We start from the raw sequence: 15,184 nt of genomic DNA on the forward strand, positions 1-15,184 counted from the left end.
ACGTGACGAACACGACGATGAACGGGAACGGCACCGCAGCCAGCGTGTACGCGGCGACGGGGTCGAGCGCGACGTTGAACGTCAAGAACTCGATCGTGACGAACAATTCGACGGGCGTGTACCGGCAGACGGGGCAGGGCACGACGAACGCCGTGGTCACGTATTCCAACGTGTGGGGGAACTCGACGAATTATTCGAGCGTGACGGCGGGGACGGGGGCGTTCAGCAGCAACCCGCTGTATACGTCGGCGCCGTCGAACCTGCGAATCACGTCGAACTCGCCGTGCCGCTTCGCCGGTGAGATGGGCGGTGACATCGGCGCGCTGCCGTACACGAGTGACCCGACGAGCGGGCTGCTCGGAACCTTGTGGACGAATACGACGCTGAACCTGGCGGGGTCGCCGTATTCGGCGACGGGCGATCTGACGGTGGCGCCCGGGGTGACGTTGACGATCGAGCCCGGCGTCGTGGTGCGGTTCGCGACGACGGACGCGATGGGGGCGGGGGCCGACACGACGGAAGTGGAACTGCTCGTGAAGGGCACGCTGAAGGCCGGCGGGACGGTCGCGCAGCCGGTGCTGCTGGAGTCGTCGTCGACGGGCACGGCGCAATGGTGGGGCGTGCATCTGTTCGCGTCGTCGACGGGGAACGTGCTGTCGAACGCGGTGATCACGGAGGCGTTTTACGGCCTGTGGATCCCGGACGGGACGCAAGCGATCGACGGTATCACGCTGCACACGAACTATTACGGCGCCTACTTCGTCCAGAAGGGCAGCGGTTCGCTCACGAATTCGATTGTCCGGAACAACTCGTACGACGGCGTGCGAGTGGACACGTCGAACTCCTCGACCGTCACGGTGAACGTGACGAACACGACGATGAACGGGAACGGCACCGCAGCCAGCGTGTACGCGGCGACGGGGTCGAGCGCGACGTTGAACGTCAAGAACTCGATCGTGACGAACAATTCGACGGGCGTGTACCGGCAGACGGGGCAGGGCACGACGACCGCCGGCGTCACGTATTCCAACGTGTGGGGGAACTCGACGAATTACTCGAGCGTGACGGCGGGGACGGGCTGCATCAGCACGAACCCGCTCTATGTCGGGGCGCCGACGAACCTGAAGCTCCAGCCGTCGAGCTTCTGCATCGACGTGGGCACGGCGATGGGCGCGCCGAACAAGGACATCGAGGGCACGATCCGGCCGCTCAACGGTGACGGCCTGAATGGCGCCGAGTTCGACATGGGCGCCTACGAATACGCGCCCGCCTCGGTCTGCGGCGACGGGGCGCTCGGCGCGGGCGAGATGTGCGACGACGGGGTGGCGAACGGGCAATACGGCAAGTGCAAGGCCGACTGCTCGGGCCCCGGACCGTATTGCGGCGACGGCCTGACGAACGGGCCGGAGCAATGCGACGACGGAAACGCGTCGAACAACGACGCCTGTCTCGCGACGTGCATGGCGGCGGCCTGCGGCGATGGGTTCGTCCGAACGGGCGTCGAGCAATGCGACGACGGGAACGCGTCGAACACCGACGGCTGCGTCATGGGCTGCAAGACCGCGGCCTGCGGCGACGGCTACGTGCAGGCCGGCGTCGAGCAATGCGACGACGGGAACATGTCGAACATCGACGTGTGCACGAACACCTGCAAGCCCGCGGCCTGCGGCGACGGTTACGTGCAGGCAGGCGAGCAATGCGACGACGGGAACACGTCGAACAACGACGCTTGCCTGAACGCCTGCACGAATCCGAGCTGCGGCGACGGCTACGTGCAGACCGGCGTCGAGCAGTGCGACGACGGGAACATGATGAACACCGACGCCTGCGTCATGGGCTGCAAGAACGCCGGTTGCGGTGACGGCTACGTGCAGGCCGGCGTCGAGACGTGCGACGACGGCAACCAGAACGACAATGATGCCTGCCTGAGCACGTGCCAGGCCTCGAAGTGCGGCGACGGCGTCGTGCAAATGGGCGTCGAGCAGTGCGACGACGGCAACATGAACAACGACGACGGCTGCCTGAACTCGTGCACGACCGCGAAATGCGGCGACGGGTACGTGCAGACGGGCGTCGAGCAGTGCGACGACGGCAACATGGTGAACACGGATGCCTGTCTGAACTCCTGCGTGCAAGCGAAGTGCGGCGACGGCGTCGTCCGCGCGGGCTTCGAGCAGTGCGACGACGGCAACCAGAGCAGCAACGACGCGTGCTTGAACACGTGCGTCACCGCGAAGTGCGGCGACGGGCAAACGCAGACCGGCGTCGAGCAATGCGACGACGGCAACGTTTCGAACACGGACGCATGCCTGAGCACCTGCGTGCAGGCGAGCTGCGGCGACGGCTTCTTGCAGGCCGGCGTGGAGCAATGCGACGACGGCAACGCGAGCAACACGGACGCGTGCCTGAATCAGTGCGTGCAGGCGACCTGCGGCGACGGGTTCGTCCAGATGGGCGTCGAGCCTTGCGACGATGGCAATGCGAACGATACGGACGCGTGCCTCGTCGGCTGCAAGGCGGCGAGCTGCGGGGACGGCTTCGTGCAATCGGGCGTCGAGGCCTGCGACGATGGCAACATGGTCGATGACGACGCCTGCCGGAACAATTGCTCGCTGCCGGGCTGCGGCGATGGCATCGTCGGGCCGGGCGAGGCCTGCGACGACGGCAACATGTCGAACACGGACGCGTGCCTCGGCACGTGCCTCTCGGCGAGCTGCGGCGACGGGTTCGTGCAATCGGGCGTCGAGCAATGCGACGACGCAAACACGAACGACACCGACGGTTGCGTTTCGGGTTGCAAGAAGGCGAGCTGCGGCGACGGGTTCGTCGAGGACGGCGTCGAGGCCTGCGACGACGGCAACCAGGACGACACGGACGGCTGCAAGAACGACTGCTCGTTGCCGACGTGCGGCGACGGCGTGGTGCAGGCGGGCGAGGCGTGCGATGACGGCAATGACGAGGACACGGACACGTGCCTGTCGACGTGCGAGAACGCGAGCTGCGGCGACGGGTTCGCGCAATCGGGCGTCGAGGAGTGCGACGACGGCAATCAGGCGGACGGCGACGGTTGCAGCGCGTCGTGCGCCGATGAGGGCCAGGGCGGCGCGGGCGGCGGCGGCGGCGCAGGCGGCGGCGCAGGCGGCGCAGGCGGCGCGGGTGGTGCCGGCGGCGCAGGCGGCGCGGGCGGCGACGGTGGCGCCGGCGGCGATGGCGGTTCGGCCGGCGCGGGCGGCGGCGTGACCGACGACGGCGGCTGCGGCTGCCGGACGGCGCCTGGTGCGGATGAGGGCCACGCGGGATCGCTCCTCGTGGTGCTCGGCGCGCTCGGCCTTGTGCTCGGGCGGCGGCGCAAGGTCGCGTGAAAAGGCGCGGGCCCGGAGAGGGCCCGCGTTGAAATGAAAAGGGCGGGCCCACGCGGGTCCGCCCTTTTCATTTCAGGCAGGGGATATCAGTTCGCGCTGTCGCACTCGACGCCGCCGAGCGTGGTGCCGTTGTTGTCCTCGAGGCACTCGTTCAGGCCGCTCTGCCCGCCCTCGTCCTTGTCGACCTCGACGTAGAACGACATGACGATGTCGCTCGGCATCAGCTTGTATTGCACGGTGACGAGCTCGTACTGGCCGGGCAGGAGCGCCTTCGTGGTGGTCGCCTCGCCGATGAACGTGCCGCTCGGGCCATCGCCTCGGTAAAACCTCACCTTCACGCCGGGCGGGACGCCGTTCGTGCCCTTGTTTTGCACGAACGCCCGGAGATCCACGAAGCCGTCCGTGCAGGGGGCGAGCGACGCTTCGAGGCTGACCTGCAGGTCGGGCGCATTGAAGACGCCGGCGCCCTGGTTCGACTGGCGGTAGTTGTTGAGGCCGAAGGGGCCGATCCAGCTCGCGGGCTCGGGGGAGGGCACGCTGCCGTTCGCGTTCACGTTCGTGAGGTGATAGGCGTGCTGGTTCCAGATCTTGCGCGTCCGGACCCAGTTGTCGCCCGCGTCGCCGTAGACGTAGACGCCGTGCCGCAGGCCGTTCATGCCGTAGGGGCAGCTGTTCTGGCTATTGAGGTCGTTCGCCGCGAGCACGACCTCGGTGTTGTTGTCGCCGTCGACGTCCACGACGACCGGGTACTCGTGAATGGTCGCCGACGGGTTCTTTTCCTCGTAGAGCGTATCCCCGGTCGCGCCGTCATAGACGCGGAAATAGCATTCGTCGTTGTAGACGACCTCGGCCGCGCCGTCGCCCTGGAAATCGAAGACGCTCGATCCCGTGCGGTTCGACGAGCCGTCCTGCGTCGTCTTTTGCCATTTCACGGACAGCGTAGCCGTCTCGCCGGCCTCGAACTCGAAGACGGAGTACGCCGTGCCGTTCGCCGCGGCGATCTCGGGCAAGCCGTCGGCGTCGAAATCGGCGATGGTCGGAGGGCCGCCGAGGCCGGTCCCGGGCATCGCGACGGTGGCGATGACCGCGCCGGTCGTCGGGTTCTGGACGCGCACGGTGCCTTGCGCGATGACGACGAGCTCGGGCTTGCCATCGAGGTCGAGATCCGCAATGGCGGGATAACCGTCGACGAGCGCGGCTTGCTCCCAGTACGTGGTGCCGTCGGCCCGGAGCGCTTTCTTGCCGCCCACGATTTCCTGCGGCATCACGCCGTCGAGGTCGGCGATGATGCTGACGGCGCCGTAGGTGCCGGTGTTTGCCCCGAAGAACGCGCCGCCGTTGAATCGGAGGACGCCCGCCGCATCGAAGACCGCGCCGCCGACGACGATTTCGGGTTTGCCGTCGCCCTCGAGGTCCGCGATCGCCACCGTGGCCGAGTCGAGGCCGACGTTCCAGGCCGTGGTGCCGTCCGTTTGCTTGGACGTCCACTTGACCTTGCCGTCGTGCTCGAACGCGATGAGCCCGCCGCCCGCCTTGCCGGTCACGATTTCCACGAACCCGTCGCCGTCGATGTCCGCCGCCGCCGGCGTCACGCGCGGCTGCACGCGGTTCGCGTCGGCGTACACGTCCACGTTCGCGTCCCATTTCTCGACGCCGTCCTTGCCATTCAAGGCGCGCAGGTAGGCCGTCTGGCTTGCGTTGAAGTTGTTGGACGTCACGATCACCACGTCCGGGGTGCCGTCGTTCTCCAGGTCGACGACGACGGGCATGTTGATGACCTGGCGGAACTCCGGGAAGATGGGACTCTCCGTCCAGGACCATTCGAGCACCGGCGTGAGCGGGCCGGGCGGCGGCTTGTATTCGCAGGTCGCGGAGCCCGGGGGCGGCTGCGGCAAGCACACGCCGAGCGTCGATTCGCAGAACTCGCCCTCGGCGCAATCGGCCCAGTCGAGGCAATTGCCGCCGGGTTGCTCGCATTTGTCCGCCACGCAGACCTCGCCTTGCCCGCAGCAAACGGAGAGATCGGCGCCGCAACGGACGTTCGTGGCGCAGGCCGGCAGGCAGGCGTCGATCACGCACTCCGAGCCCACGGCGCAGCAATCGCCGGCGCCGCAGACGATTCCGGACGGGCATCCCGGCACGAACACGCCGCCCGTCCCAGCGTCGCCGCCCGTTCCGCCCCCGGCACCACCCATTCCCCCCGAGCCCGCCGTGCCCGAGCTCGCGCCGGAACCCGTCGGCTCCGTGCCTCCGCCGCTGCAACCGGCCGCGCTTCCGAGGGCCAGGATCAGAATGGCTCCAAGTGCCTTCATCGTTCTCCGCATCTTCCGACCTCCTAAGAGGCGGAAGGAGAACGGGGAAGGAAGTGCGCGTCAAGACGCCGAAAGTACGTCCACTACGTTCGATCGCGGTCCGGCGGTGTGCCAGGAACCGGGGGCGTCGTACCCGAGAACGTGCTCGTGCGCGCGCGGGGTCGAATCGCCGCGAGTCGGGCGGCCGCGCCTTCGAGCGTGGTGGCGGCATCATGGAGCGCGGCGGCGGCGCCGGAGAGTGCGGCGGCGGCGTCGGAGAGGCCGGGCGCGGGTGGCGGCACGCTCGACGAGGGGCGCTTCGTGCGCGCGGGTTCGGCGCTCGGGGGCACGCTCGGCGGACGGCGGTTCGCGCCGGGCGTGGGCATCTGCGTGGAATCGGGCCGATGGGGTCTCTCGGGGGCTGGCGTGGCCCGCGGAGGCGTGACCCTTGGAGGGGATTGCGTCATGGGAAGTAAGCGCGAAGAGCGTCGTTGGGCCCGAAAAGGGTACGGGAGGAGGCGGGCCCCCAAGCTCCCCCGACGCGCCCGAGGCGCGCGTCATTGCGGAGCAACGCGTGTGCCATCCTGGAATCGTTCCTTTTTCGCGCAATCGTGGCGACGCGGAGACCGTGGATTTCGCGCCCGGCGGTCCGGAGCGTGATCGTGCCGTCCTGCACGCGCCGGCGATTGAGGCGCTTTTGGCTCAGCGTGCGCGTGGACGCCGCGTGGGATTCAGGGGTCTTCGTCGTCGGGGCGGCGGAGCCGCGCGCGCACGGGCGGCAGCGGGACGGTCGCATTCGGGACGGGGCGCTCGGGGGACTCGCGCTGGTAAGCGCCGATGGTCGCTCGGACGATCGGGGGAAGGAAGACGTGCTCGAGGTCGACGCTGGCGAGCGAGGCGGCGACGGTGGCGATGCGGTCGACGAGCGGGGCGCGTTCGTCCACGAGGATGAACCGTTTGCCGCGGATGACACAGAGCCCTCCGCGCCACTTCTTGCCGCCGTCGGAGAGCGAGGGGTCGAAGGACTCGGAGCGCACGGTGATACCCGCTTTGCGTGCGGCGTGGATGAGCTCCTGGAGGAGCCGCCCGAGCTCCATCCCCCGAGCGTACTCCCGTTCGAGGCGGACGGCGTACGTTTCCTGCGTTTCCTGATACTCTCCGGATCGGCGGCGGTGTGTGTCGTCGCCGGGGGTGTTCTCGGGAGGCTTGGGTCGTGCGCTTTTCGTTTCGCTGGGGTCTCGTTCTGGTTGCGCTCGCCGCGCCGGCCGTCTGGCTCGGGCCGGGCTGCGGCGCGCGCACCGACATCGAGGACGAAGACACCCTGGACGAGGACGAAGACGACGCCGGCCCCGACGCGCTCGACGAAGACGCGCAGCCCGACGTCTCGCCCGACGGATCCGACGCGGAGCCCGATGTGTCGCCGGATGTCGTGTTCGACGTGATCGAGGAGATCGTCGAGGACGCGCCGAACGACGTGATCGAGGACGTGCCGATCGACGTGATCGAGGATGTGCTGATCGACGTTCCCGAAGACGTTCCCGAGGACGTGCCCGAAGACGTTCCCGAGGACGTGCCCGAAGACGTGCCGGTGGATGTTCCGCTCGATGTGCCCGAGGACGTGCCGCAAGACGTCCCCGTCGATGTGACGCCCGACGGACCCTGCCCGGACGCCGACGGGGATGGCTACTCGGTCTGCGACGGCGACTGCAACGACGCTGATCCGCTGGTGAACCCGGGCGCATTCGAGTTCCCGAACGGCAAGGACGACGACTGCGACGGCGTGAGCGACAACCCGAACATCGCATGCGGCACGGGCCTTTCGTACACCTCGCAGGATCCGCTCGACTACGCGAAGTCGATCGAGCTTTGCCAGACGACGACGCTGAATGCGACCGGGGCGAACAAGCGCTGGGGCGTGATTTCTGCGGAGCTTCGGCTCGCGGACGGCACGGGCACGCCGTTTCCGCAGTCGCACGCGATCATCACTTCGATGGGCAACGTGCTCGGCCCGCGGGCGAACCAGAACTTCGTCTTCCTCTCGACGGGCCTCGCGGCCACGCCGAGCCAGCCTTACTTCCAGTTCGGCACGCCGCAGGGCGGCACGAACAACAACACGCAGTCGGCCACGCCCCCCGGCTTCCCGACCAACAAATCCGGATGCCCGGTCCCCGACGCGTCCACCGCGTTCGACCCGGTCAACCTCAAGATTCAGGTGCGTACGCCTACAAACGCGAACAGTTTCGCGTTTGATCATGCGTACTGGTCCTCGGAGTACCCGGAGTATGCCTGCTCGCCGTTCAACGACCTCTGGGTCGTGCTGTTGAAGACGAACGCGTCGGGAATCGCGAACAACCGCAACGTGGTGTTCGACGGCCAGGGCACGCCCGGCTCCGTGAACCTGAATTTCTTCGATCGTTGCGTGGCCGGCCCGACAGGTTGCTTCGGCACGCCGGGCTTCAATTTCTGCTCCGGGGGCAAATCCGAGCTCGCGGGCACGGGCTACGACGACTTCGACTCGCCCTGCAACAACACGCCGAGCTCCATCGGCGGGAGCACGGGATGGTTGACCACCGAGGCGCCGATCGTTCCCGGCGAGATCGCGACGGTGGAGTTCATCGTGTGGGACTCGTCGGACGGCATCTTCGATTCGTCCACGATCCTCGACTTTTTCCGCTGGTTGCCGGGCAAGCTCGCGACCCCGAAGACCTACCGGCCGTAGCGGTAGCAAGCGGGCGGCGCATGTTCGTCGGGAAAAAGTCCGTCCAGGGTGTTCGCACGGGTCGTATTCGTGCGGGTCGGGACGTTCGTTCGGGCTGCCGCGGTTGACTCGTCGATCGTCCCGTGTTATGCGGCTGTTCAGTAGCGTGTCCGGCCGAGTGGGAGCGAATGTGCGCTTCCCGGTCGTGGCGGGCAGAGGCCCAGCGCGTGGCGTCGAAACTAGGACGGCACGTGCGACGCGCACCAAGAGGAGCGCCCAAGTGATGGGAGCGCCCGAAGGGCTGGACAAAAGATGACGTTTACCGATGCAGCGGCCGAGGTGCTTCGCCTCGTCGGCAGGCCGCTCCACTACAAAGAGATCACCGATATCGCGATAGAGAAGAACTTGCTCAGCCACGTCGGGAAGAGCCCCGAGGTCACGATGGGCGCCCGGCTCGCCGCGATGCTCAAGAAGGACTCGTCCGACACGCCGCTCATCCGGGTCAAGCCCGGCGTCTTCGCGCTGCGGGAGTGGGACGAGAAGACGCTGCGCGCAGGTCTCGACGGCAAGAAGGGCAAGCGCGGCGGCAAGCAAGAGCCCGCCAAGGCCGCCCGGCACGAGGTCGAGGAAGAGGCCGCCCCGGAGGTCGCCGAGGAAGAAGAGGCGGAGGCCGAGACGGAGGCCGCGGAGGCCGAGACGGAAGAGGCGCCCGAGGAGATCGCGGCCGCCCCCGTCGCCCCCGCCGAGGTCGCCCCCGCCGCCGAGGAAGAGGCCGATGAGGACGACGAGACGCTCGTGTCCCCGGTCCCCGCCAAGCTGTCTCCGCCCATGCCCCGTCCCTCGGCTCCATCCTACGCACGCGCGGAGGAAGAGGACGAGATCGACGCAGGCCCCGCCGGCCCCGACGACGTGATGCGCGCGGAAGCCGCCGCCGGCGCCGCCGAGATGTTCGACGAGGAAGAAGACGACGACCAGCCGATCCTCGGCGGTGGCGACGAGCGCGCCGGTGGCGGCGCTGCCGAGCCCGGAGGAGAAGGCCGCCGTCGTCGTCGCCGCCGTCGCCGCGGTCGCAGCACGAACGGCGAGGCCCAGGCCCTGCCCACGAGCGGTGGCGGGCTGCCCTCGTACACGGCGACGCCCGCGTTCGAAGTTCGTCGCGACGGACGTGATCGCGATCGCGACCGCGACGTCGGCCGCGATCGGGACCGCGACATCGGCCGCGACCGCGACCGCGATCGGGACATCGGCCGCGATCGCGAGATCGTGCGCGAGGTGGCGCCGACCGAGGCCGTCTACCGCGGCCCGCAGGTCATCGAGCTGACCCCGGGTGAAGGTCATCCGGCGCTCGACGATCTCGCCGGGCGCGAGCTCGCCGACGCGGTGGCCGCGATCCTGTCGACGTTTGATCGCAACGCCGGCGCCGTGTCCCTGCGGCAGATCGCCGAGACGGCGCAGCGCCGCGGCCGCCTCTCGGGCGACGCGCAGCTCGTGCAGTCGCAGGTGGCCGCCGCCGTGCGCGCCGACAACGCCCGCCGGATCGCGGCCGGTCAGCGCCCGCGCTTCCGCTTCGCCGGCGGCCGCGTGGCCCTGACAGACTGGCTGCTCGGCGGCGATCTCGCGCGCCTGGAGCAGGAGGCCCTCGCCGCGGTGGAGCGCTACCGCGACGCGGCCCGCCGCGCCTTCGCCCGCAAGCTCGGCGAGCTGCCCGGCCACGCGTTCATCGAGGTTTGCGTCCTTGCGCTCGAGCGCATGGGCGTCGGCCAGCTCCGCGCGGTGCGCCGCGCCGGCGCGCCCGGCGGTGAGTCGCATTTCTCGGGCGTCCTGCGCATGGGCAACGACGAGATCCGGGTGGCGATCGTGATCCGCCGCGACGGCCGCGAGGTCGGTCGCGAGCGGGTGACGGAGCTGCGCGGCTCGCTCCACCACTACGGGCCGGCCACGGTCGGATGGATCTTCACGGCCGGGCAAACGCTGTCCGGCGCGCGGGAAGAAGCGTCCGTTCCGGGGACGGCGCCGATCGCGCTCTACGACGGCCTCGCGGTGGCGCGTCTGTGCGAGGACAACGACGTGGCGGTGATCCGGGCGCGGCTGCCGATCGCGATTCCGGACGTCGATTTGCTCGACGCGCTGCGCGCCTCCTGACCCTGGGTGGGGGGCCGGTCGCGGGGCTTTGCCCCGTACCCCAGAAGGGGGCTGTCCGCCCCCTTCACCCCGGACCAGGCACGGCCTGGACCGAGGGCCGAGAAACCGCGCGATGCGCGGTTTCTCGGACGGGCCCGCGACAAGACCCTCCACGATCTTGCCAGCCAAGACAGCAGCGCTCCTCATCGCTGGTCTTGACCTGGCCTGTTCGATGAACTGCGCATCGCGCAGTTCATCGACCCCGGGTCCAGCGCTTGCGCTGGTTCGGGTCCAGGGGTGAACAACCCCTGGTCGGGGTCCGGGGTGAAACCCCGGCGCTACGCTGTGGAACCCCGCCACGTTGACGGGCTCGGACTTTCCTGCAACGGTCCAGCCCGCATGCGCGCCCACGTCGCACGGTTTTCCCTCATCACGGCCACCCTCCTCGCCACGGCGTGCGGCACGCGTCCGCCTCCGTCCGTTTTTCCCACGGGAGACGACGCGCTCGGCCGGATGAAGGCCACCTACGCGTGCGTCAACGGCGTCCAAGGCCAGGCCAAGATCGACCGCTTCGCCCCTGAAGGCCGCGTCCGCGGCGAGGTCCACCTCTTTGCCGTGAACCCCGACCGCGTCCGTTTCGACGTGGTCAGCCCCTTCGGGGCCATGCTCTACACCCTCACGGCTGACGGCGAACGCTTCCAGATGCTCGACGTGAAGGAGAAGCAATTCCTCTTTGGCCCGGCGAGCCCCTGCAACCTCGCGCGCATGACCCGCGTCCCCATCCCCGGGCACGCGCTCGTATCGCTCCTCCGCGGCGAGGCGCCCGTCCTCCTGCACCAGCCCGGCGCCCCCACGATCAACTGGGACACTGACAAGGGGTTTTACCGTGTCCTCGTGCCGAGCACGCGTGACGCGCAGCAGGAGATTCACCTCGGCATCCGGCCCGAGGACTGGGACAAACCCTGGTCTCAGCAGCGCGTGCGTGTCCTCTCCGTCCTCGTCTCGCAGCGCGGCGTCGACCTCTACCAGGCCGAGCTCTCGAACCACGAGGCCGCCCGCACTGCGCCGCCGCGGGTTGATCCCGACGGCATCGAGGACCCGATCCAGCCCATCGGCGGCGCCTGCGACGCGGAGCTGCCGCGCTCGATCCGCATGCGCGTCCCGCACACCGAGGAAGACGTGATCTTCCAGTACAAAGAAGCGCGGTGGAACCCGCCTCTCGTGCCCGGTGCCTTTCAGCAGACCGAGCCCGGCGGCGTGCGCAAGCTCTACGTCACCTGCGACAAGTAGACCACGCGGCTACCCAAGCGCCCCGCGGACGAGCCCCGGCACGTCCGTGATGATCCCGTCGACGCCGAGCGCTGCGAGATCCATCGCCTCGCGCGTGTCGTTCACCGTCCACACGTTCACCACGAGCCCGCTCTGCAAGAGCCGCCGCACCGTGCTGCCTTGCGTGAGGATCCGCTCCACGTGCGCTGCCTGCGCGAGGCCCCGGGCGAGCTCGAGCGCGGCCCGCGACCAGCGCGTGCGATGCACCAGGAGCGCCCGCGGGATCCGCGGCGCGAGCGTGCCGAGCGCCGCGACCATGCGCGGATCGAACGACGACACGATCACCGGCACGCGTGGATCGAAGGCCCCGAGCTTGCGCGCCGTTGCTCGCACCACGGCCGCTCGATCCGGCACGTCGTGCTTCATCTCCACGTTGACGCAGAGCTTGCGCGCCTGCGCCAGCGCGAGCACCTCCGTGAGCCGTGGCGCGCGCTCCCCGCTCCCCACGTCGATCCGCCGGATCTCCTCGTATGGCAGATCCGCCGCGGCCCGCGTGTCCGCGCCGCTCGTCACGCGCTCGAATGTCGGATCGTGCAGCACGACGAGCTCGCCGTCCCGATCGACGCGCACGTCGAGCTCGATCCCGTCCGCGCCCTCCTCCGCGGCGAGCTCGAAGGCCGCGAGCGTGTTCTCCGGCCGCGCCCCGCGTACGCCGCGGTGCCCGTACACGAGCGGTGGCCGCCCGTTCGCGCGCCGGAAGGCGAGGGCGCCGCGCGACCTCACGTGTCGAGCTCCCGCGCGATCGAGAGCGCCACGGTGCGTGCACGCGTGATCTCCGACAGCGGGAACGACGCCGCCCCCACGACCGGATGCCCGCCGCCGTCGTAACGCCGGCAGATCGCTGCGATGTCGTGCCGCCGCTCCTTGCCGCACCAGGGGTTGTACCCGACCGACACCTTGCAGTGCTGCTTCTGGCGCGTGAGCGTCACGGAGTAGACGGCCTCGGGGAAGAGGGCGTACGTGACGAACTTCGCCGCCGCGTCGATCGGCGCGTCGCTGAGATCCACGAACACCACGCTTCCCATCATCGTCCCGACCTGCTTCACGCGGCGGATGAACGTCTCGCGCGCCGCTCCGAGCGGGCGGAAGAGCTCGGCGATGTCCGTTCCGCGCGCCACCTCCTCGAGCGGCCGTTCGAGCAGCCGCGGCACGATGTCCTTCAGGAACGGCCCGTCGCCGTGGTGCTCCACGACCGACGCCAGCTTGAGCACGGGTTCTTCGCGATCGACTGCCGCTTCCGCCGAGGGAAAACGGGCCGCGTCGATCACGTCGGCCCAGGCGACGAGCGGCGTGAGCGCCTCGCTCCGGATGCCGAACCGGCTGCTCGCCACGTCTGCGATGAGCTTCGTGCACGAACCGTACGTGGGCTCGTAGAACACGTGGTGCGACGCGTCCTCCGAGGCGAGCGCCTCGCGTTGCTCCTCGGCCGAGCCGAACGCGGTGATGTGGTGATCGAAGTACCACGTGAGGCGCGTGCTCTTCGTGTAGCGAAAATCCAGGATCGCGTTCTCCTCGCCGTCGAGCCACCCTTCCGGGATCGTCTGCATGCCGGGGCCGTAGCCGCACGAGCGGTACCGGAACGAGAGCGGCTGCCTGGGGGCGAGGGAGCGCGCGAGGTGGGTGAACACGGCGGCGCTCGCCATGCCGTCGAAGCAGTGGCCGTGCGTGGCGACGACGATATCGCGGGGCTTACTCACGCGGGACAGCGGTAGCACGGCCCCCACGACCGAGCACCGCGCGCCTCGGACGTTTTTTCGCGCATCGACGCATGGGGGCTTCGGAGCGGGGAACCAAGTAGCGAGCGCTTGCCGAGCAGGCCGTGCTCCCGCCGGGACAGACGCCCCGCCTGCCTCGCCGGCCGCACGGACGAGCGGGCTTTCGGATCAAGCCGTACCGCGCTCGGCGGGCGTCATCACCCAGAGCACCGCTCCTGGCCGGATCCCCGCGGCCTCCAGGGACAAACGTTCTCCGCCCTCGCATGGGTCGTCCTCGACGAACCGCTTCGTCCGCGGCTCGAACAGGATCCATTCGGTCCCGTACGTCATCGGAGGCACCTTCGCGCCTGCGCGGCGTAATGCCTTCCAGATTCGCGCGATCAGACTCGAAAGGTGCGTGTGCACGTCGAGCGAGAACGTCCAGAGCTCGCTCTGCTCCCCGAGGAATCGGCGTGGATCCACCGTCACGTGCCGCCCGGCCACCCGCGTCGGAAGTTTTGGCACCGCCGATCGCGCGGCCGACCGCGGCCCCTCCGAGGGCGCCATCTCCGTGATCGATCCCGCCCATGCCGTTGGCTCGTCCCCTCGAATCGGCCGTTCCGAGGAGGGCGGCACGACGAACCGCGGCGTTGACATCGACGAAGGCGGGCTCGGCGGCGTGCTCGAACCCACGACCCCGCGGGCTCGGTCTCCCGTCGCCAGCAAATCCTCCCGCAGCACCTCGCCGGGCGAAACGAATCTCGCGAGCTCCGAAAGCATCTCCTCGGCGCTCTGGGGCCGCGATTCCGCGGGAATCGCGAGTGCGCGCTCGACGACCGCGGCCACATCCGCGGGCACCCACGGCGCGACCTCCACGAGCGACCTCGCCGGCGTCACGCAAATGGCCACGAGGAGCTGCCCGATCGACGAAAGATGCTGATGGGGCGCCCGTCCGGCGAGCGCCGCATAAAGCACGCACCCGAGCGACCACAGATCCGTCCGATGATCCACATCGCGGCTGTTTTGCACCTGCTCGGGCGACATGTAGAGCGGCGAGCCGAGCAGGTTTCCCGTGGCCGTCAGGTCCGTCGTCTGCCCGAGGCCGAGTGGCTCGGCGCGGACCTTCGCGATGCCGAAATCGAGGATTTTTACGGTCAGCGTGCCATTCGGCTCGCGGGCGAGGAAAAGGTTTGCCGGCTTGATGTCCCGATGCACCACGCGCGCCGCGTGGGCCGCGGCGAGCCCGCGGAGGACCTGGCTCGCGATACCGAGGGCGCCGCGCAGCGAAAGCGTGCCGATCCGGTCGATGAGCCGCTGCAGGTCCTCGCCTTCGAGCAGCTCCGTCACGAAATAAAGGTTTCTGCTCGGTTCGTCGGTCCCAGTATCGAGGATACGGACGATGTGCGGACTCTGGATGCGCGAGACCGCCTGTGCTTCCCGACGAAAGCGGCGCAGCCCTTCCCCTTCGGCGAGGTGGTGATGGAGCACCTTCACGGCGACCCGCGCGCCCGTCTCGGTGTGCGCGGCTTCGTAGACGGCGCCCATCCCCCCTCGTCCGAGCAGGGAAATGAGCTTGTACTTCTGGCCCAGAGTCTCGCCGATCAAGCCGGGCCAAGGTAAACGACGGTCCTACCGTTGGCAATGAGCAAATGTTCAGTACGTCCGGCGGCCTCGCTTGCCAGGGGAAAC

10 protein-coding genes are annotated in these 15,184 nt (G+C 69.1%); 4 read left to right on the plus strand and 6 right to left on the minus strand.

Annotation, left to right across the window (positions count from 1 at the left end; all coding sequences use genetic code 11):
- Positions 1–95 precede the first annotated feature (95 nt).
- Positions 96–3,362 (plus strand): DUF4215 domain-containing protein, encoded by a 3,267-nt coding sequence (locus KEG38_RS46040; RefSeq protein ID WP_272427146.1) that lies wholly within the window; start codon positions 96–98, stop codon positions 3,360–3,362.
- A gap of 86 nt (positions 3,363–3,448) precedes the next feature.
- On the opposite strand, the gene KEG38_RS46045 is transcribed toward KEG38_RS46040, so the two are convergent.
- The 3 genes from KEG38_RS46045 to KEG38_RS46055 form a co-directional block, all read right to left on the minus strand.
- On the minus strand, positions 3,449–5,674 hold the full coding sequence (locus tag KEG38_RS46045; RefSeq protein ID WP_272427147.1) for an FG-GAP repeat domain-containing protein: 2,226 nt from the start codon (positions 5,672–5,674) through the stop codon (positions 3,449–3,451).
- A gap of 83 nt (positions 5,675–5,757) precedes the next feature.
- Positions 5,758–6,039 (minus strand): hypothetical protein, encoded by a 282-nt coding sequence (locus KEG38_RS46050; protein WP_272427149.1) that lies wholly within the window; start codon positions 6,037–6,039, stop codon positions 5,758–5,760.
- Positions 6,040–6,384: 345 nt separating this feature from the next.
- Positions 6,385–6,750 carry a hypothetical protein gene (locus KEG38_RS46055; protein WP_272427150.1) on the minus strand — a complete coding sequence of 122 codons (366 nt, stop codon included), beginning with the start codon at positions 6,748–6,750 and terminating at the stop codon, positions 6,385–6,387.
- 116 nt (positions 6,751–6,866) lie between these two features.
- Here KEG38_RS46055 and KEG38_RS46060 point away from each other — a divergent pair, with 116 nt between their 5' ends.
- From KEG38_RS46060 to KEG38_RS46070, 3 genes are all read left to right on the plus strand, one after another.
- Complete coding sequence (locus tag KEG38_RS46060; protein WP_272427151.1) at positions 6,867–8,372, plus strand: MopE-related protein; 1,506 nt, start codon at positions 6,867–6,869, stop codon at positions 8,370–8,372.
- 291 nt (positions 8,373–8,663) lie between these two features.
- Complete coding sequence (locus KEG38_RS46065) at positions 8,664–10,493, plus strand: HTH domain-containing protein (RefSeq protein ID WP_272427153.1); 1,830 nt, start codon at positions 8,664–8,666, stop codon at positions 10,491–10,493.
- A gap of 378 nt (positions 10,494–10,871) precedes the next feature.
- A complete protein-coding gene (locus tag KEG38_RS46070; RefSeq protein ID WP_272427156.1) occupies positions 10,872–11,762 on the plus strand; it encodes a LolA family protein in 891 nt (296 codons plus the stop codon).
- Between the two features lie 9 nt (positions 11,763–11,771).
- Here the strand turns inward: KEG38_RS46070 and KEG38_RS46075 are convergent, their stop codons facing one another.
- The 3 genes from KEG38_RS46075 to KEG38_RS46085 form a co-directional block, all read right to left on the minus strand.
- On the minus strand, positions 11,772–12,524 hold the full coding sequence (locus KEG38_RS46075; RefSeq protein ID WP_272427157.1) for a glycerophosphodiester phosphodiesterase: 753 nt from the start codon (positions 12,522–12,524) through the stop codon (positions 11,772–11,774).
- Entirely contained in the window at positions 12,521–13,498 is a 978-nt protein-coding gene (locus KEG38_RS46080) for a hypothetical protein (protein WP_272427158.1), read from the minus strand. Before KEG38_RS46080 ends, KEG38_RS46075 begins: the two co-directional genes overlap by 4 nt.
- A gap of 186 nt (positions 13,499–13,684) precedes the next feature.
- Positions 13,685–15,100 (minus strand): serine/threonine-protein kinase, encoded by a 1,416-nt coding sequence (locus KEG38_RS46085; RefSeq protein ID WP_272427159.1) that lies wholly within the window; start codon positions 15,098–15,100, stop codon positions 13,685–13,687.
- Positions 15,101–15,184: the final 84 nt, after the last annotated feature.

This window comes from Polyangium jinanense (assembly GCF_028435265.1).
Classification (GTDB): domain Bacteria; phylum Myxococcota_A; class Polyangia; order Polyangiales; family Polyangiaceae; genus Polyangium; species Polyangium jinanense.